At 49.7% G+C, this 19,678-nt stretch carries 5 protein-coding genes; all 5 read right to left on the bottom strand.

Annotation, left to right across the window (positions count from 1 at the left end; translation table 11 throughout):
* Nucleotides 1-335: 335 nt before the first annotated feature.
* The 5 genes from pfaD to L5M37_RS03190 all read right to left on the bottom strand — a co-directional run bounded on the left by pfaD (nucleotide 336) and on the right by L5M37_RS03190 (nucleotide 19,363).
* Nucleotides 336-1,982, bottom strand: coding sequence for an eicosapentaenoate synthase subunit PfaD (gene pfaD / locus L5M37_RS03210; protein ID WP_263199366.1), 1,647 nt, complete (start codon nucleotides 1,980-1,982; stop codon nucleotides 336-338).
* Between the two features lie 119 nt (nucleotides 1,983-2,101).
* Nucleotides 2,102-8,098, bottom strand: a complete 5,997-nt coding sequence (locus L5M37_RS03205; protein WP_411569058.1) for a beta-ketoacyl synthase N-terminal-like domain-containing protein — start codon at nucleotides 8,096-8,098, stop codon at nucleotides 2,102-2,104.
* Complete coding sequence (locus L5M37_RS03200) at nucleotides 8,095-10,419, bottom strand: PfaB family protein (RefSeq protein ID WP_263199365.1); 2,325 nt, start codon at nucleotides 10,417-10,419, stop codon at nucleotides 8,095-8,097. The genes L5M37_RS03205 and L5M37_RS03200 overlap by 4 nt, the downstream gene beginning before the upstream one ends.
* The gene (locus L5M37_RS03195; protein WP_263199363.1) at nucleotides 10,416-18,497 is read right to left on the bottom strand and encodes a type I polyketide synthase; all 8,082 of its coding nucleotides are present in this window, start codon (nucleotides 18,495-18,497) and stop codon (nucleotides 10,416-10,418) included. The genes L5M37_RS03200 and L5M37_RS03195 overlap by 4 nt, the downstream gene beginning before the upstream one ends.
* Nucleotides 18,494-19,363 (bottom strand): transcriptional regulator, encoded by an 870-nt coding sequence (locus L5M37_RS03190; protein ID WP_263199361.1) that lies wholly within the window; start codon nucleotides 19,361-19,363, stop codon nucleotides 18,494-18,496. Before L5M37_RS03190 ends, L5M37_RS03195 begins: the two co-directional genes overlap by 4 nt.
* Between the last annotated feature and the right edge of the window lie 315 nt (nucleotides 19,364-19,678).

Raw genomic sequence — 19,678 nt, 5'->3', positions numbered from 1 at the left:
TTAATCCTTCTCATGACCGTTTGTGTCACTTGTAAGGTAACGGCTAATGGCTCTTACTTGATTGCGATCTTAATGCCAACTTTAAAAATTTTAAGTAGTTAATTGATTTTAAATATAATTTAAATCATTTTATTTAAAATGGTGTGAGTGAATTAAAAGAGGGGTAGGCAATTTTTACCTAAGCTTCGGTAAGAGTTTCAGCCTAATACGTTGAATCAAAGACTGTGAGCTGATGTCGTTCATAAGTAAAGACAAATAAAAGCCGACACTGTGAGTTTGTGTCGGCTTGAAGATATTATGATCTTATAATACAAGATGATATGAGCTAAATACGTTTAAAAACGATTTAATGGTTTCCAGCGTTGCAGGCTAACTGGAATGCTCGCGCCTTGGGATAACAGCAGGTTAATGCGGGATTGATATGCTGCGCCCACCATTAAATGTTTGGCTAAATCCACCGCATTACGGGCCTTATAGTCATCTAAATAACTGCCTTTCGCCCACGCATTAAATGCACCGAGCGCTGGGCCTGCCCAGATTTGGTAATCCATTTCGCGGCCAACTTCACCTGTGTTTGACCAGCGGCTCGACAGACCCAAATACCAGCGGAAAATCAGTGCCATCTTACGTTTGGGGTTATCCAGTGCGCGCTCGATTTGCTTAGGATCGCGCTCGTTAAAGTGGGCTACTGTGCCAGCCCAAATGTCATCGAGTGATGAGCGGAACACTTGCTCTTCGAGTTTTTTACGCTCGTCCGCAGGGATGGCATCAATCGAATCGTAACGGGTGTAGATCTCATAAAGCTTATTGGCGCGCATCGGGAACAAAGTACCGCGCTTAACCACTTGTAATTTCACGCCCATTTCGAACATATCGGCGGCAGGCGCCATAGTCACATCGGCCATTTCTGTGGTGGCGAGTAACTTACGGGTGTGTTCACTCGCGCCCGCTTCGACGCAAGCTTGGTTGATAGAACCTGTGACGATGAATGCCGCACCCATGTTGAAGGTGGCTAATGCTGCATCGGGAGTGCCGACACCGCCGCCAGCACCCACACGGATAGGCGTTTTGTATTGATACTTAGTTTGGATTTCATCTTTAAGCGCCAAAATCGTCGGCAATAGCGTCACTAGCGGGCGATTGTCGGTATGGCCGCCTGAGTCGGCTTCGGCTGTGATGTCGTCTGCCATTGGCACGAGTAATGCCATCACCATTTGTTCTTGGCTGATAAGGCCGTCACTCACTAATTGCTGGAGGATTTTGGCTGGCGCTGGCTCCATAAACTTAGTCGCGACTTCGGTGCGGCTGATTTTGGCTATGACTTTGTTGCCAATGACTATCTCGCCATGTTCGTCGCGGCTCAAACCCGCCGCGCGGTAATAGACGATTTGTGGCGTTAAGCCTAAAAATGCCGAGGCTTCGACCGTGCGCACTTTATGTTTTAAAAACAGCTCAACGCTGCCGCGCTCTAATGCGGGCTCGCTTGGACTGTGAATTAAGTTAAAAGCATAAGGACCATTGGGCAGTGCCGCTTGAATGCGGGTAATGGCCGCTTCAACACGGGATGGAATTAACCCCGCCGCGCCAAATGAGCACAAAATGCCCGCTTGGCCAAGGGCGATAACCAGTTCTTCCGAGGCAATACCGTTAGCCATAGCGCCAGCGTAGTAAGCGTATTTAACCCCGTGTACGCGGCGAAAATTACTGTCGCCTAAACTTTGGGTGCCAAGGGCGGGCGCAAAGGCGCTGACGGGGTGTGAGCCTACTGGCGCTTGGCTGTCGCTTGTGGTTACTTCGGCTGTTTGCGCTATGCCTAAGCCTTTTTCACTGTGATTCACTAAGTAACAGGCTTGGCTTAAATCTTTGAGTTTTTTGCCTAATGCGTCGATATCAAAGCTCAGCGCGGCATCGTTGACTTGCCACGGCCAAGGGCTGAGTTTTTCGTTATTACTATTGAATTGATCTAGAGTATGGCTAGTCATCTTGGGTCTCGTTTTTATTGCTGCTGCGTTGCTTTTACCTGGGTAAAAAGTTCGGGTGTAAAAAGCCAACGCAGCGGCAGGATTATTTTTAAGTGATTCAATAAATAGAATTTACCGCATTAAGCTTCTTCAATACAGATGACGATATCTTTGACTTCATAAATCCGCAGGCCATCTTTACTCAAGTTAGCATCGCCCATAATGATGCGTTTGCCATTATCGTCAGTCACGCTGGTAATGTGTACATCCAGCGACATCTGCTTGTTTAATGGGTTAATTTGGCCGCGATACTTCCATTTGATATCCGATAATATCTGGCCGAATTTTGGACTCTTAAAGCCAGCGCCAAGGTCTTGGTCAATCGCATAGGTTTGCATTAGCTCGATAATGGCTTCAACCCCTAATGAGCCTGGCATTACCGGATCTTGATGGAAGTGGAATTGGAAGAACCAATCACTCGGGTCAATGGTGCGCTCGGCGTATAAATAGCCAAGGCCCGCTTTACCGCCGGCTGTTACGATTTCAGCCTTGTCGATAAAGTTAAGTTGACCGCCCGCTAAACGGTAATGCGGCTGACCTTCTGGCGCGTTAAAGCTGCGATGCTGTTTATCTAACAGATTGATTTGGCTATCGGCGACTATGCCATTTTGCACATGCCAAGGTTGAGTTGTCTTGCCGTTGTCTATGCCAAGTTGGTTTTTCAGCGCATCGCCCTTGAAGTAACCAAATACCGCTTTACCTTGGTAGAAAGGCTCGCCATCGCAGCTTAACTCGAAGCTGAAATTCTGAATAATGTTGCTGCCAGCAATCACAGTCGATAACAGACGTGAGTCGTTCACTATGGTTTTGCCGCGTAAATCCACGTGGCGCAGCAACTTACCGCTACCGTCTAAGTTACGGAAGAACAGCTCTTGGCCGGGGAAGCCCAAGGTTGTGCCCATATAGCCCGAGATAAAGCCGTTTGGCTGCAGTGATATTTCCATTAGCACTGAATAGGGCATCACGGCGTGATGACTGTTTTTATTGTAATACCAAGCATTTGCAGGCACTTCGTATTCGGCGATACACGAAGAAGGCTTTTTCAGCTCGCCGCGTTTGCCGTCAATCGCAATGACGCGGGTGGTGAGCTGTAAATCACCGCAAGGCGTGCGCGGTGGAATAAGGCCGCGATAGATGCTGAAATCAGGGCCGAAGCAGTTTTCGATATCACCCGTGGCAAATTCGAACATGTGATACGGCGTGAACGGCAGGGTATCGGGCACGCGGTTGGCGTACTTTGAATCCGCTGGCGCAATCGGCGCAGGCACATGCTTAAGCGGCACTACGCCTTTATTGGTTGGCGCAGTTAAATCAGGCAACTGTGCCATCAGTGGCGCCGCTAACGATACTGATGTTGTTGAAACCAACGGCGCAGCCGAAACAGCATTTTTAGCTACATTTCTAGTCGTATTGTTAGCTGTGCTGTTGGCATTATCCGCGAGGTAGCGGGTGCATTCGGCTTCTTCTTTGATCATCACCCCAAGGTTTTGGAAATCCACGACCACTTTGCCATTGAGCAAAATATCGATATTCGCTTTAGCATACGGGCGCGGGCTCATACCGATTTCGGTGATTTCCATGCGATAGGTGAGCAGGCCAGATTGCGGCAAAACTTGACCGCGACAGCGCACTTTTTGTGACGCATTTTCTAGCGGTTGGAAACGACCGTCTTTTACACCGAGGTGCATCCCAATATGCAGCATAAAGAATTGCAGTAATTGACCACAGCCTTCGGCCATTAAGGATCCCGCCATCACTTGGTCGCCCTTGAAATGACACGGGAAATACCAATGATCAGCTTCGAGCTGCTTATGGCCTTGAACTGAGCCTAAGCCCCACGCGCCGCCATGCACCTCAAGATTGCTGACTTGTTCAATCATCAGGAATTTTTCGGATGCAAAACATAAAGAGGGCTGCAAACCATATTGGGCTTGATGCACCGCGTGTGCGCCGCCAAAACAGCCACCGATATCGGCGCCGAGCAGTTTATGGATTTGGCTGTAATCAAATTGGCTTTGCGCGCAATCAAGCAGCGGATTAAAGCGCTGTTTATTCGGATTATTCAAGGCGAGGTTGCGCGCTTTGATTTCAGCTTCGGTGTGAATAACGCCTTTACCGTCGGCCAGTTCTTTATCGGTGAAGAAGCCGGCACAGCCGCCATCCATTTTAAGGATCAGCTTGTCACCCACGAAACATTCGTAGGAGAAGAAGAACAACAAGGTATCGCCATTGCGGGCAAAGTGATTGATGGAAATGTCGTAGCGCAGGGTGTCACCACCGCGCGGTAAGTCGCCAAGGAAGGTCAGGGTGCAATCGAGCAGGCGATAAACGCGCTCGCCCTTGTTTTCAAAATCGATACCTAAGTAGCTGATCAGCATCAAGTCGCATTGACCCGATTCGACCGCCACGGCCCAAGGGATTTGGCCATCGACCAAATACGGCGCGTCCACAGGAATGTCGTATTCCGTGGTCATAGTGCAAGGCTGATATTGGTTCATCTGGGCGTTTAATTTCGTTACCCGAGATACCAGCAAATAGTCAGTCGTTGGCAGGCGTACACGACGCGAATAGCTGTCGATAATGGCATAATCTGGGCCAAAGACGTTAGCGATATCGCCTTCGGCGTACTCGACTAAATCCGCATAATCCCAAATGCAAGGCTTGCTTATCGGTGTTGGCGGCGTGTACTCAGGCACTTTTGCATGATTGGGATAAAGCACTGGATGTGGAAGAACCACTGTCGCAGATGCCTGAACAATGGCTTGCTGTTGTACTGGCGCAGCTTGGCCATTGACGGCTAACTCGCTGGCAAGCTGGGCTTTCATCAAGGCATCGGCTAGTTTCAAGCCTTCAGCACGGCTTTGTAAAAAGGCTAAATGGGCTTCACGGGCGAGTTGCTGATTGCTTAAAAATGCCGCGTCTTTTAGCTCTGCTTGAGTGGCGTTTTTATTGGTGCTTAGGGCATTCATTGGCATGCTGCTTAATGTCTCTTTTTGTTGAGCCGTGGTTGGGCTGCTTGTTGCAAAGCTATTCGTGTCTTTGCTCGCTATTTGGGCCAAATGTTTGCGCTGGCTGCGCGCTGGCAGTGCTGTCATGGCTTGGGCTTTTTGTTGTATAGCATCAAGACCTGCGAGCGGCGTATCCAGGATATGCTGATAGATATCGCGGCCACCGAGCGTTACTTGTTTTATTAAGTGTTTTTGCTCTGAAAGCGTTAAGTCTTGTTCAAGCCTTTGCTGCAAACTGTATGCTTGCGTGGCACTTTGGCTGAGCAGTAACTGCGAGCATTTACCTTGGCTAAACGTCGCTACGAGCGCGTGCTGCACTTGATTAGCTTGTTGCTGTACTTGGTTTTTTAATTGCCCATGATTTTTAAGCTGCCCATGATTTTTAAGCTGAAGCAGCGCGCTCAAAATACTCGCCATACCCGCAGCGGCAAAGTTGTGGCCTAGGGTATCAGCAGCTTGGCTGCGCTGGTTCACACTCGGCAACAGGGTATTGAGTACCAGCTCTGAATCGGCAAGTTGCTCAACCGCAATACTGGTTTCAATCAAGTTAATCTGGCTGCTATTCACCTTGGCTTGGGTTAGCAAGTCATCGCAAATACGCGCAGTGTTGCTATTACCTTGTATGTCACAAATCGCGCCAAATACTTGGCCGCTGATGTGACCATAACTGTCGCCATAGCTGCTATTGGCATTAGCATTGTCAGCGGCATTACTTGGCTGGGCTGCACTTGATTGCGCTGTTGTGAGCACTAACGCGCCAGCACCTTCACCGACTTTCCAGCCTGTGTCAGTGGCAGTAAATGCCACTGGCGATACGGCGTTTTTAAGGATCACTTGCTCTAAACTGCCACTTAAATCGACGGCGGCGATCACTACGGCATCTAAGGATTCTTGGGACAACAGATTTTCGGCCACATCGATACAGCGGGCGACCGATTGCTCCGCCGCCGAAATGGTAAAGGCAGGGCCGTTAAAGTCCCAAAGGGATGCGATACGTGACGCCATGATGTTGCCAATAAAACTGGTGTATTGGTTCAGTTTGGCGGCATCGAGCACACTGTCCATTGCGATTTTTTCAAGGGTGAGATACTCAGCTTGTGTGAGTGTTATCCCTTGTTTTTTAAGGCTGTCTGCTAGTTGGGTGTGCAGATTCACTCGGCCACGGAACTGGTGCAATTCAAGCTCTGTTTCCATCGCCACTAATACAGCAACCTTGCCACCTGGCATTAAGTTAGCATCACGAATCGCTTCATCGGCCACTTTGATCAGCAGCAGTTGCTGGGAGATCAGGCGATCATCCTCATTGGGCGGCACTTTAAAACGCAGGAAGTCAAAATCGAACTGGTCGATATAGGCGCCTTGCGGTACAGAAGGCAAGCCAAAGTTAGCTAAGATCTCAGGGTGTTTATCTAAGCCTTTCCAGCGTTTAGCGGGCAGCGGGATAAAGGCATCTTGCCGAGCATGAATCGTGTTATCCAATGCATTAATGGAGGATAAAGGCCCAAAGTGCGACGCTAAGCCAATGATATTTAATGGCGTGTGCTGGTAACTTACTGCGGCTGCGGCTTGTTCATTCTTCTTGTTTGTATTGGCAACATAGGATTCCAGCAATAAATGCGCGTTACAGCCGCCAAAACCGAACACGGAAACACCCGCGTGGCGGCGGTCATTGCCGGCTTTATCTGGCCAAGCATGCAATTCTGTTGGCAGATTTTTAGCGCTAAACAAGCCCTTAGGCGAAGATATCGGCGCCGATAAGTTAATACTTGGCGGCAGTCGACCCGAGCGCATGGCAAAAATCATCTTCATGATCCCCGGCATGCCCGCGGCTGTGAGTAAATGGCCTAAGTTGGATTTTGCCGAGCCGATCAGCGGCACCGCAGAGCCCGCGAGTTTGTCCTCAAAAAAGCGTTCCATCGAGGCGAGTTCGACTTTATCCCCAAGCGGTGTGCCCGTGGCATGGCATTCAATCACTTCGATATTGGCAGGCAGTGTGTTTGCGGCACTATAGGCGCGCTCGAAGGCTTGCACTTGGCCCTTGCTGTTGGGGCTTAATACAAACTGGCCTTTACCGTCGTTCGACAAACCAATGCCGCTAACGACGGCATAGATGTTATCGCCATCGCGCTCGGCATCTTCTAAGCGTTTTAAGACTAACACCCCAGCGCCTTCTCCAGCGAATAAGCCTTTGCTGTTGCTATCAAAGGGCGCCGAAATACCGTGATCTGGGTAGGCGTGGAAAATCGAGAATCCCATGTTGATAAAGAAGGGATCTGCGCCCGATACTGCGCCTGCAAGCATCATATCGGCCTTGCCAGTTGTTAGGTAATCGCAGGCGAGTTTAAGTGCGTAAACCGAACTGGCGCAGGCGGCGTCCAGACTTAACTGAGTGCCACCTAAACCGAGTGCATCGCTGACCAGCTTTGAGGCTGTGTGGGCAACGGCGCCATTGGCGACGTTTAAGGTTTGGCTATTGGCATTGAGATCGTTAACTGAATTGCCAAAGTCAGCCAGCTGAAATGCGCTTTGGTTAAGTTTGTTTTGCAGCGCCTTTTCAACGGTTTGATGATACAGAGGCAAAAATAATTCGTTGGAGCGGGCCGTGGGGAACGACAAGGTTCCCATTACGATACCAGTGCGCGCCAGTACGGCATCGCTTGGGGCAATCCCTGCGTCTTGAAGGGCTTTACGACTGCAATCGAGTGCCCATAAAAAGCTTTCATCTAAACCGTCAAAGGCGGACTCAGGCAGTTGATAGCCCTTGGCATCAAACTCAAAGTATTGGATATAGCCGCCTTTATCACAGTAAAAACGGTCAGATTGCCCCTGCACACCTTGGTAATCGGCGGGATTGGCATTGAGCTTCTCGCGGCTGATTTGGGTGCGTGAGTCTTTTTTATCCAGCAGATTTTGCCAGAAGGTTTGGGGATTATCGGCGTCAGGATACTGAGTCGCGAGGCCGACAATCGCAATTTTTGACGCACTTTTTGATGCGCGGTTTGACGCACTTTTTGACAAAATCATAGGCACGGTAGTTTTATCAATAGTAGGGGAATGCTGAGAACTCACTGGGGTTCTCCTTCTGGTGATACTTCTGATGATAAAGGGGCTGCGTTAGCACTTAATGGCTTAATGAGCGGCGCGAGCGACAGCGGCACTCTGTGGCTTATCAGCTGAGCTAAGCACTTGAGTAAGCTGGTAATCGCATCGGCACCCTTGGCATTGCAAGCAATGGCGGCTGTTGCCTCGTTCGCAGTGCTTTGATGCCAGCCAGTGCTTTGGCCTGCATGGGCGTGGCTGATTTTATCTATGAGTGTGCTTGTTTGCCTATCGGCGCCCACTTCGACAAACAGTCTTGCGCCTTGCTCAGTGGCATTTTGAATGAGCGCACTAAAGTCGAGTGGCGAACAAAAGGTATCGGCAATCGCGCGGCCAATGCTGTGGCTATCCACGGTTACTGGCACAGTTTGCGCTGCGCTAATAAAGCGAATAGGCGAGCCATGTGCTGCCGCTTCCAGCGCCTTAGGTTTCAGTGCCTCAGGCTTAAGTGCTTGAGTATAGAAATCTTGTACTTGCCCATGGACTAACATGGCTGGCGCGGTATGCATGGCCGTGACCCGATTGGCGGCAATCCCGCGTTTGCCTAGCTTGGCAAGCAGAGCTTTACAGCTTGTTTCGCAGCCTGCAATGACGCAAGTATCACCTTGGGTGATGGCTAAATAAGCACGAGGGAACTCTGGCAATAATGCCTTGATTTCATGGCTATCAGCGCGTACCACAAAGCTGTTCCACACTATGGATTCATTATCCTTAAGTTGCCACGCTCGGCGGACTGCGGTTAGCTCGCCAGAAATGGCATGGTTGAAAATATCGCTATTTTCTGTGGCGTTGATCATAGCATGGGGCGTTTGCCACACATCTAGGCTGGCCCACATGGCTGCTTCGCCCATTGAGTAACCGAGCGCCATTTTTGGCTTAATATTAAAGACTTGGGTCAACAGTTTAGTGAATAGATAACTGGCGCCCACGCCACTAATCGCTTGCTGGCTTAAGCTCATGCCCGCTGCAGTTTTTACATCTGCGGCATAAATCTGCGGTGATTGCAGCATGGCGCTTAAATCGCCTTCACGTTCTAGCTGGTGATACAGCGCGGGGAAATACTCATGCAAGTTATTGAACATATTGGCGTAAACAGTGCCAACGCCGGGGTATACAAAGGTCAGCCCCGCATCCCCTAGCGGCTTAGCGGTGAAACAGCTACCCGCTGGCGTTTTAAAGTGTTGACCATGATGACGAACAGCATCACTTTCAAGGGCCGAAAGCATAGCTTTGGCTTCAAGTTTGAGGTCATCAATCGATGCCGCCATCAAGACTAATGCCAGTGGTGCGTTGGCATCATAGCGTTCAAACCAGAATGCGAGTTGATGTGATGCAAATGACGTGTTTAGTGCGCCAATCTCTAGTGAACTAAGCAGCTGAAACAGCTTTGCTTTTAGCTCATAAATACTGTCATCACTTATCGGCACAAACAGCCGGTTTTTATCAACAAGGGCTTTGGGCACGATAACTTGTGAGCCTTGGGTCAGCACAATACTTTGGTTTAGATGTCGAGATTCATCCGTTTGACTTGACGTTTTTGCTACAAGATTTAGGCACAACACCCGCGCTTGATGTTGGTCGCTAAACCAATAGCCCGTTTGCTGATTTTCCCCTTCTTTGCCATAAAGCGGCGCTTGTGTTCGTGCGGCGAGGGCGGTTACCCCTTGGCGCAGCGCAACAAATGCTTCGTTGAGCGTGTTGGCGACGAGCTGATGCTGAACGGTTTGTGCTGGATTGCGCTTTGCCGCCGTTAATGCTGCATTTACAACAGCCGCTGCATTTGCAACACCTGTAGTCTCATTGCCAGCGGCAAAACCAGCAATAAACGCGTGGGCGTGAAGACGCAGTTTGGCGGCGGTTAAACCATCGAGCAAATACAGCGATTGAGTTAAAGGCTGCGGCAGATTGCCATCATTGAATTTAAGTTCAACGAGCTTGCCTTGCTCAATGGCTGTTGTTGCTTGGCTTAATAACGCAGTGAGCGAGCTTTGCTTATGCTCTGACGGTTCATACACTCTTGGTTCATGAGCTGTCGGCTCTTGTGTTGTAGATGGGGCAGCATCTAAAGCGCAAATCTGAACGCTTTCTCGTTCCGCAAACGTCCCTAATACTTGGGCTGAGTGAGAGTCAAGATTGACCGCGTCGCCAAGCAACACTGCAATACGCAGTGGCTTGGCAAGCTTTGGACTAATAGCTGTGTCTGCATTAGCTGTGTTTGCACTAGCCGTGTCAGCTATCGACGTTTCAGTTTGGCCGCTATCTAGAGTTGCTAAAGGGTGGGCTAAGTTCACTCGACTTTTGCCTCCACGCTTTCAATGGCTCTATTCGCAGCGGTTTGATTAGCAGCAATTTTATTGGCAACTTTATTGGCTAAGAATGCACCGTTAAGGTTTTTGCTGATGGTGACTTTGGCGTTGTTCATCTCGCAGCTTAAGCGGCCATCTTGATGATACAGCGCAATATTGGCTTCAAGGGCACGGCCAGAGTGTTTTACCACATCGAGCACTAGATGACCTGTATCGCCAAAGGCAAATGGCGCATGGGAAATAAACTCACCAATGCTTGATGGCAAACTCGCCGCGCCATATTTGAGTCTCGCCCATACCAGCATCGCCTGCAGCAGCAAATCTTCCGCAAAGGCTTGTGAGCCTTTAGGGGCCAGATTGGGCACAAAACTCCCGCAGTCCGCTAACGCAACATGGGGTAGGCTCACCTTGGCGACTAAGCTCGCATCGTCAAACTTCACCACAGACTCAATACCTTGCAGTCTTGGGCCGTGGAAAAGCGTGCCGTCGCTGTAAAGGCTGCTCGCGGTTGTGATGACAGAAAGTCCCGTCAAGCTTTGCGTGTCAAAGGCTATTGCTTTGCTGTTAGTGGCTAAGTAATCAATAGCCGTGTCATCAACCATTAAAATAGCTTGATATTGCGGACGACCTTCAAAGCTGATTAAGGCATTGAATTGTCCACTCAAGCACTCGTCAGAATCTTTCGCGGCTTTATCCGTTAACGCAATCGGTGCAAGTTCAAGTTCCAGCGTGATGGGGGCTGCACTTTCTAACACTCCATTTTGTAACACGGCAGTGTCGAAAATAATGCCCTTCAATAGCTTGTAGCTTTGCACTTTGACAGGCTGCTTGAGCACATCAAAGGCGGCTTCACGCATCCACTGAATCGCGCACACAGTCGGTAATACGGGATTACCATTAATGCAGTGATCTTCAATAAAGATCATTGCCTTAGTGTCCAGTGTGCGCTTTAGTTTTACAGCGTTAGGCAAAGCATGCGGACCCGACGAGTCAGTGGTCAGATCCGCTTCAGGCTTTTTTAGATTGCTACCTTGAGTTGCTTGCTCGTCATTTGGAACTGTGCCTTGCATATCAGTACCGACCAGCAATTGTACGCCTGTGTTGCTCAGTAATTGGCTAGCAAATAACTCAGCGCCTGCCTTTAGCGGGATCACATAAACACCGCGATCCATAAACATCTTTTTCAGCGCAGGATTCACCATGCCGCCGTCCCACGGACCCCAATCGAAGCTCATCACTTTGGCATTTGGCAGTTGCTGCGCCAGTTGCAGTGCGGCTTTGTTGAGTATGTCGTTGGACATAGCGTAATCGCTTTGGCCAGTATTGCCGTAAAAACCCGCCGCCGAAGAGAATAGGGCAATCAGTTTTAATTTATCTAAATCCAGTGCAGCAAGTAGATTGCTTATACCTGTGACCTTAGTGCCATACACCCGTGCTAACTCATCTAAGGTTTTGTCTTGGATGTGTTTATCGGCGAGTACGCCCGCACCATGGATGATGCCAGTAATAGGCGACAACTCGGTGATCGGCACTATCGTGCTGGCGATCGCATCGGGATTGTTAACATCGAGACTTAAGTACTCGGCGCTCGCGCCCACAGCGGTAAAGGCTTGCAGTGCGGCTGCAATTTCTAGGCTGCTTTGAACTGGCCATACTAAGGCATCCACTTGTTTTGGCGTGGGTTTCTCGCCCAAGCTTTGAATGTGGGCAATAGCTGCGGCTTTAAGTTCACTGTTATTCTTACCCTGTGCCCAAGCGGGAATGGCTTGTTGGCTGCTTCTGCCAGCAAGGATAAAGTGCGCCTTGCTGCGTTTTGCCAGACTCAAGGCACATTCAAAGGTCACGCCTTTTGCGCCGCCGGTCACCAGTATTTTATCTGCACTCGTCAAGTTTGCCGCGCTGTGGCGGGTATCAGCCTTGCCAGCAACTAAGGTTACACGCTCAAGTGCTTGGGCTGCGCCTTGGTTAACACCGACTTCCAATACGTTATCGGTTGCAAAGAGCTCAGCGATCACAGCATTGGCCAGTTGCTTGGCATCAAGTGCTGGCGCGATATCTAAGGCGCGGCAATGCACGCTTGGCCACTCGTGGCTCAAGGTTTTCGTTAGACCTGCCAATGCTGCTTGGTTTAACTCGCTGCGGGCAATTTGGCTGTGGTTAAGATAACCAAAACCACCGTCGATACGACTGACGCTGATAAAACTACTACCAGTATTGGCGGTCGCTGCTGTTGTTAAAAACGGTTGTAAGTGCTTGGCGAACAAGAACGCTTGCTCGACGGATGCCTTGGCGGCACTGGACAACACTAAACCTTTCGCATCGGCTGAGGTTTTATGTTGTGGTTGCAGATGAATAAAGCCTGCAACTGTACCTAAGCTTTTGATCTCATTAATTACTGTACCAATGCTGGCATCGTCAATCGCCGCCAATGTGAAGCTGGTAATGTGGCTATTGAGCGGTGATGTACTGGCCACAAGGCTTTCAGGCGAGCGCACAACCGCAACCGTTAGACCTTGAGCATGCAATTTTTCGGCAAGTACGCCAGCATTGTGACCATCATCGCTAATGATAATGCAGGCATCTTTAGCAAAAACGCGTGGCAGACCTTGTTGCGCTGATTGCTTTGACGATTGCTGTGGCGATAGTTGCGCTAGCTCAGCCGCCGCTGGCAACTTTTTTAGCACCACCTCACTGTGTGGCGGTAAATCGATAGTAGGTTCAGGCTGAACGACAGCGCTAACTGGCGCGGCATTCTGGCTTACCGCGTTTTGGCCTAGCTTGCCTTGCATATAGCTAACGATTTCACCTAAGGTACGACACTCGGCCAGATCTTCAGGATTGAGTTCAGGTAAACCCGGTAGCTCGTCTTGCACTGTGCCTAAAATTTCAACGCGCTTGATGGAATCGATACCTAGATCGGCTTCCATATCCATGCTGAGTTCCAGCATTTCAGTGGGGTAGCCAGTCTTGTCGGCCACCACAGCCATCATGGTTTGTTGGACTTTTTCAGCGCTTAAACCGTTATTTGTTGTAGCGGTAACAGTGACTTGCGCTGCTGTTGTAGTTGAAATCGAGCCAACCGCAGGTAGTTTGCTGTTCATGTAGTCAACGATTTCGCCTAAGGTGCGACACTCGGCCAGATCTTCAGGATTAAGCTCAGGTAAGCCCGGTAGCTCATCTTGAACTGTGCCTAAGATTTCAACGCGCTTGATGGAATCGATACCTAGATCAGCTTCCATATCCATGCTGAGTTCCAGCATTTCAGTCGGATAGCCTGTCTTGTCAGCCACCACAGCCATCATGGTTTGTTTAACAAGTGCAGCGCTTAAACCGTTGGCGGCAGGCGCGGCAGTTGTCACATGAGTTGCTACGATAACTGCGCCCGCTGCAGGCAGCTTGTCATTTTGTGTAAGCTTACTTTGCATGTAGTTAACGATTTCACCCAAGGTGCGACACTCGGCCAAATCTTCTGGGCTGAGCTCAGGTAAACCTGGCAGCTCGTCTTGCACTGTACCTAAGATTTCAACGCGCTTGATGGAGTCGATACCGAGATCGGCTTCCATATCCATGCTGAGCTCCAGCATTTCAGTGGGGTAGCCTGTCTTGTCGGCTACCACTGCCATCATAGTTTGTTGCACTAACGCAGCGCTTAAACCGCTGGCGGCAGGAGTTGTTGGCGCTGTTGTAGAAACGACAACTTGGCCAGCCGCTGGCAATTTGCTGTTCATGTAGTTAACGATTTCACCCAAGGTACGGCACTCAGCCAAATCTTCTGGGCTGAGCTCAGGTAAACTCGGCAGTTCGTCTTGTACTGTGCCTAAGATTTCAACGCGCTTAATTGAATCGATACCGAGATCGGCTTCCATATCCATGCTGAGCTCCAGCATTTCAGTCGGATAGCCTGTCTTGTCAGCCACCACAGCCATCATGGTTTGTTTAACAAGTGCAGCGATTAAACCATTAGCGGCAGGAGCTGTTGGCGCAGTTGTAGAAACTACAACTTGGCCAGCCGCAGGCAATTTGCTGTTCATATAGTCAACGATTTCACCTAAGGTACGACACTCGGCCAAATCTTCTGGGCTGAGTTCAGGTAAGCCCGGCAGTTCGTCTTGCACTGTGCCTAAGATTTCAACGCGCTTAATCGAATCTATACCTAAATCGGCTTCCATATCCATGCCAAGCTCTAGCATTTCAGTGGGGTAGCCTGTTTTATCGGCAACCACAGCCATCATGGTTTGTTGTACTAACGCAGCGCTTAAACCGCTCGTTGCTGGTGTCGCAGATGTCATCTCTGGCATAACTAAAACAGGAGCTGCTGGCGCAACTTGTACTGTCGCAGCAGGCGCATGAGCAACGGGAGCGGTTTGCACAACAGGTGCAACAGGTGTGTTAATTGCTGGTCTCATCGCAACAGCCTGAGCCGCTACTGGTGCGGCATTGTGCGCCACTGTCGATGCAGCAAAAGGTGCTGGAGCCGGCGCAGTTGCTCGTGGCTGACTTGCAACTGCTGGAGTAAAGTTAATCGGCGCATTGTTTAACATCGCCAAGGCCGCTTGGCTGCTACTGCTTTGTAGCTGCATAAATTCGGTGTGGCTTTGCAGGGTTTGCGCTTGATGCTGGTGGAACATTTCCATCGAGCGTTGCAGGCTTTCAGGGATTGCAATGCCAAGGCTTGCCATCTTGGCTTGTTCAGTCATCAGTGTCGTGAAAGTATCGCCGTATTGCTGTGGGATAGCTAAAAACTGTTGATGTAACTGAGCCGCTTGAGATTGTGCGCTGAAAAATGCCGTTAACGCATCGCTGCTGACGCTTGCTGTACTTGGATTCAATTGCGCCGTCGCTTGCTGGTGATTGCTTAAGCCTTGCGTCACGCTTGAGGATTTTTGTTTCATTTCAACAGTTGCCACTTGATTCGCTTCCACTTCTATTATTTTTTCAACAACTTTTTCGACGATGACTTCTTTCTCAACGATTTTTTCGACTTCTCTTTCGACAACCGTTTCAACTATGCGATCCACATATTGCACTTGGCTAGTCACGCTGCCTGTGGCGAGGGATTTAGCCATCTTAGCTTTGGTTGCTGCACTAATATGGTTAGTGGCAGTGAGTTTGATGTTCATCGCTGATGGCGCTTCACGTTCGGCAATCTCTTGTGACGTGACGGCTTGATAGGGGTCAACCTCAGTTAACGCCACGCCGGCTACCGCGAGTTGCACTGCGGCTAAGCGTAATTGACTGTCACTGTCGCCCTTAGGATTCGGGTTCATGCTGATAAGGCAAAGCTCATTTAAGTGTTCACCTAAGGTATTTTCAACTAACTTTTGCAGTATGTTCTTAGGGCCAAACTCAACAAACACACGGGCGCCAGCGTCATACATGGCCTGCAGTTGTTCGCTAAAGCGAACCGATTGCAGCATGTGTTGCTTAAATTCTGCTTTAATCGCTTTGCCATCACTTGGGTGTAGTTGACCTGTGCCGTTGGCATAAAGCGCGATTGAAGGTGCGCTGAATTTAGCTTTATCAATGGCTTTGGCAAATGGCTTTTGTGCGTGTCCAACCAATGGAGTATGGAACGCGCCTGAGACAGGCAGGGCAATCGCTTTAAAGCCCAGTTCACTAATGGCTTTCGCGGCCAGCTGAGTTTGCTCTGTGCCACCTGCGATGACTAATTGCGTCGGCGCGTTGTAGTTGGCAATTTTAACGCTATCAAACTGGGCTAAACAGCTATTGATCGCATCGATATCATTCTTTTGCTTAAGAATAATCGCGAACATGGTTCCTAAATCAACTTGAGTCCCAGTATCGCTCGGCACTTGCGCCATGGCATGCCCACGGGCGAAGGCCAGTTCGACGTAATCTTCATTGGAAATCACACCTGCCGCGCAAAGGGCTGACAATTCACCAAAGCTGTGACCTGCCACCATATCGGGTGCAAAACCCGCTTGCGTTAATAGCGAATATTGCGCCATTGAAACCGCGCCTATGGCGCTTTGGGCGAACAGGGTATTGGTCAGCGCCGCTTCTTGGGCTTTAACCGCATCGGCATCGAATGCCGGAATAGGGTAAAGGATGTTTGATAACGGCGTTTGGCCGTGGTGAGCAAATACCTTATCGCTGGCCGTTACTTGTTGGCGCATTTCAGGGAAATGGCAGGCGAGTTCGCGGCCCATGTTCAGGTACTGTGAACCTTGACCGGCAAACAGGGCGGCTACTTTCTTTGATTCATTTTTAGCGACCAAGGCATGGGAGCGGTAGCTGATCCCAGAAGGTAATTGCCACGCCTCGCTTGCACTGGTTTCTAGGTGCCCGCTTTCTAAATGCGCACTGCTTTCTAGATGAGAGATGGCTTGATTCAACTGAGCTTGCAGCTGAGCGATATCCTTAGCCACAAAACCTAAACGGGCATCTGTGCTTGCCAGTGCGCGCAGCGGATATTGCTGAGCGATAGCATTCAGGCTCGCAGCGCTGCTCTTATTCGCGTTTGCACTCGTGTTCACGCTTTGGCTCAGCGCAGCTTTTAACTCGCTAAGCAGCGCGGCTTTATTGGCTGCGGCAAATAATAGCGTCTGCGGCACACTGCGCTGACGATATTGCTCGTCACGGCTGTGCTCAGGTTTGTATTCTTCTAATACAAGATGGAAGTTCGTACCGCCAAAACCAAAGGAGCTTACACCTGCACGGCGCGGCGTTGCATCGGCGCGCTGGAACCATGGGCGAGTTTCGGTATTTAAATAGAATGGTGAGCTTTCGATATTCAGTTTTGGATTAGGCTTGCTAACGTTAATGGTCGCAGGCAATACCTTGTGGTGTAGCGCTAGCGCGGCTTTGATCACCCCTGCAGTACCTGCGGTTGATTTAGTGTGGCCCACTTGGGATTTCACTGAACCTAACGCGATATGCTGATTGGTGTCGTTGCCTTGGGCAAATACCGATTTTAAGCCATTGAATTCGGCCACATCACCTGCGGCAGTACCAGTGCCGTGGGCTTCAACCAAACCAATGCTGTGCGGTGCAAAACCTGCATCGTCGTAAGCGCGCTCCAATGCTTTAGCTTGGCCTTCAGGGCGCGGCGCATAAATACTCTTAAACTTACCGTCAGATGAGGCGCCAACGCCTTTGATGACCGCATAAATTCGGTCGCCATCGCGCTCGGCATCTTCAAGGCGCTTAAGTGCGACCATGCCAATACCTTCGCCGATCATCATGCCTTTTGAATCGATATCAAAGGGTTGAATGGTTTCATTGGTGGTGAAGGCTGGCGTTTTTGAGAAGCTCATGTACATGGACGGCGAGTTATCGGTACAGACACCACCAGTGATCATCATGTCGCTGCGACCTTCGGTCAGTTCCGTCAACGCCATACGCATAGCGGCAAGCGAACCCGCGCAGGCAGCATCGACAACACAGTTCATGCCGCCAAAATCAAAACGGTTGGCGATACGGCCTGCAATCACGTTGCCTAAGGACCCAGGGAAAGAGTTTTCTTCCCAGTGGATATATTGGTCTTGGAACTTTTTGATCAGCATTTCGCTGTCTTCATCGCTCAGGCCGCTGCTTTTAAACACTTTTTTCAATACTGGATATTGCAGGCGCGAGTTCAAGCTCTGACTGATTTTTTGACCACCGCCCACGCCTAGCGTGATGCCAATACGATCGCGATCATAATCGGTGGGCAGATTGGCGTCGGCAAGCACTTCTTTGGCGACAATCAGCGACAGCAGTTGCGAGGTATCTGTCAGCTCAAGAATATTGGGCGGCAGACCGAATTCCATTGGATTGAAGTCGACTTCTGGTAAAAAACCACCGCGTTTACAGTAGCTTTTATCGGCTTTGCTTTTGTCGGCATCGTAGTAATCTTCGGCGCGCCAATGGGTGTCTGGGATGTCAGTAATGGCATCGATTTTTTCGCTGATCAAATCCCAAAATTTATTTAAATAACGCGAGTTAGCGAAGATGCTGGCCATGCCGACGATGGCAACGGGCATATCTTTTAAACGTTTGTTGAGTCGTTTATCTTTTTTTGACTCAGTCGCAGAATTAGGTACAGAAGGGGTATGGCTCATAAAGAGTCTCCACGGGTCGACCTGGATACGGTGACCTTGTTTTGGGATTTAGCCGCGCTTGTCTTTGGCGTGCCATGGGCACCGGGAAAACGGGCTAAGAAGGTGTGATAGTTGCGAACGAGCAACTTTCGTAAATGAAACGGCCCATGTCTGAGGACATAGGCGATATATCTATTGGTCGCTTGGGTATTGCTGTCTTGATAAATATCGAGGTAAATCCAATCACTTGCCGTGTCTACGCCTAATAGTACTGAGCTTGGCGCTTGCTCAGTGAGCTGCGGCGGTATGGTGAGTGACACCACTTGCACCACAGTATTGCCGTCGGTACTCGGCAATGCGAGGGCTTTGGCCAAGGTTTCTGGATTGACCGTATAGGTTTGGATATCGCTGCCTTGCGTCACAGGCAATTGATTAAAATAGCGTTCGGGGACTTGCGGTGCTTCAAATTCATCGAGCCGCGATATGCCGTAGCGCTTTAAGCAACGGGCAAGGCCGGAGCGCGACACATTGGGATTAATAAAGGTTTGGGTAACCTGAAGTAATCTATCTAAGGTGAGTTTGAGTTGATAGCGTAATCCCACCACCACATATTCTTCCATCGGGGTGAGCGTGGTATTGAGGTGATGGGGCGTGTTCGAACTGTTACTAATGGACTCACGCTTCCGCCATTTACGGACTGTTGCCTCAGTAATATTTAAAATTTTTGCCAACTGGCTGACGCTCAGATCCGATTGCTGGATAAAGAGTCGCATTTCAGGCGTGGTGGTGGCGTTTCGATGCCGAGGTGCGCTGTCTTTTTTCGCCGCTTGAGTTGTGCTCTTGGGGGCGTAAGACGGCGCTTTAGATTGAGAGTCGCGAGCTGCCATTAATAATAATTATCATCCGACATAATCTATTGGGACTGAGAAGCCATTTTGGCTGAGTCAGCTGTGGCACTCTTGAAGAACATAGTGACACTCATCGTAAAACCTGTGCTTATCATCTGTGTCACTTAATGGGGATGCAGATTACCTGAGGTTTCGGGTCGATACAATCATCTGGGACTGGAATTTATTGGCTTTCGTTGAGTAATGGTATTTTCTGTGCGTTATGTTGGGTTTTCGCTGACCGCTTGGGCTTTTTAATACTTTGATAGTGGAAGAATTAAATTTTTAGGGGCGATAAAGGCCGCTTTTTTGAGT

Source organism: Shewanella sp. SM69 (assembly GCF_025653985.1).
Lineage (GTDB): Bacteria > Pseudomonadota > Gammaproteobacteria > Enterobacterales > Shewanellaceae > Shewanella > Shewanella oncorhynchi.
Note: the sequence above shows the minus strand (reverse complement) of the source record. Positions and strands in the feature narration are given on the sequence as shown.

Excerpts from the sequence above, each read along its gene's own strand:
- pfaD (WP_263199366.1), bottom strand. The coding sequence starts at position 1,982 with ATGACTAGCCATACTCTAGATCAATTCAATAGTAATAACGAAAAACTC.
- L5M37_RS03190 (WP_263199361.1), bottom strand. The coding sequence starts at position 19,363 with ATGGCAGCTCGCGACTCTCAATCTAAAGCGCCGTCTTACGCCCCCAAG.
- L5M37_RS03195 (WP_263199363.1), bottom strand. The coding sequence starts at position 18,497 with ATGAGCCATACCCCTTCTGTACCTAATTCTGCGACTGAGTCAAAAAAA.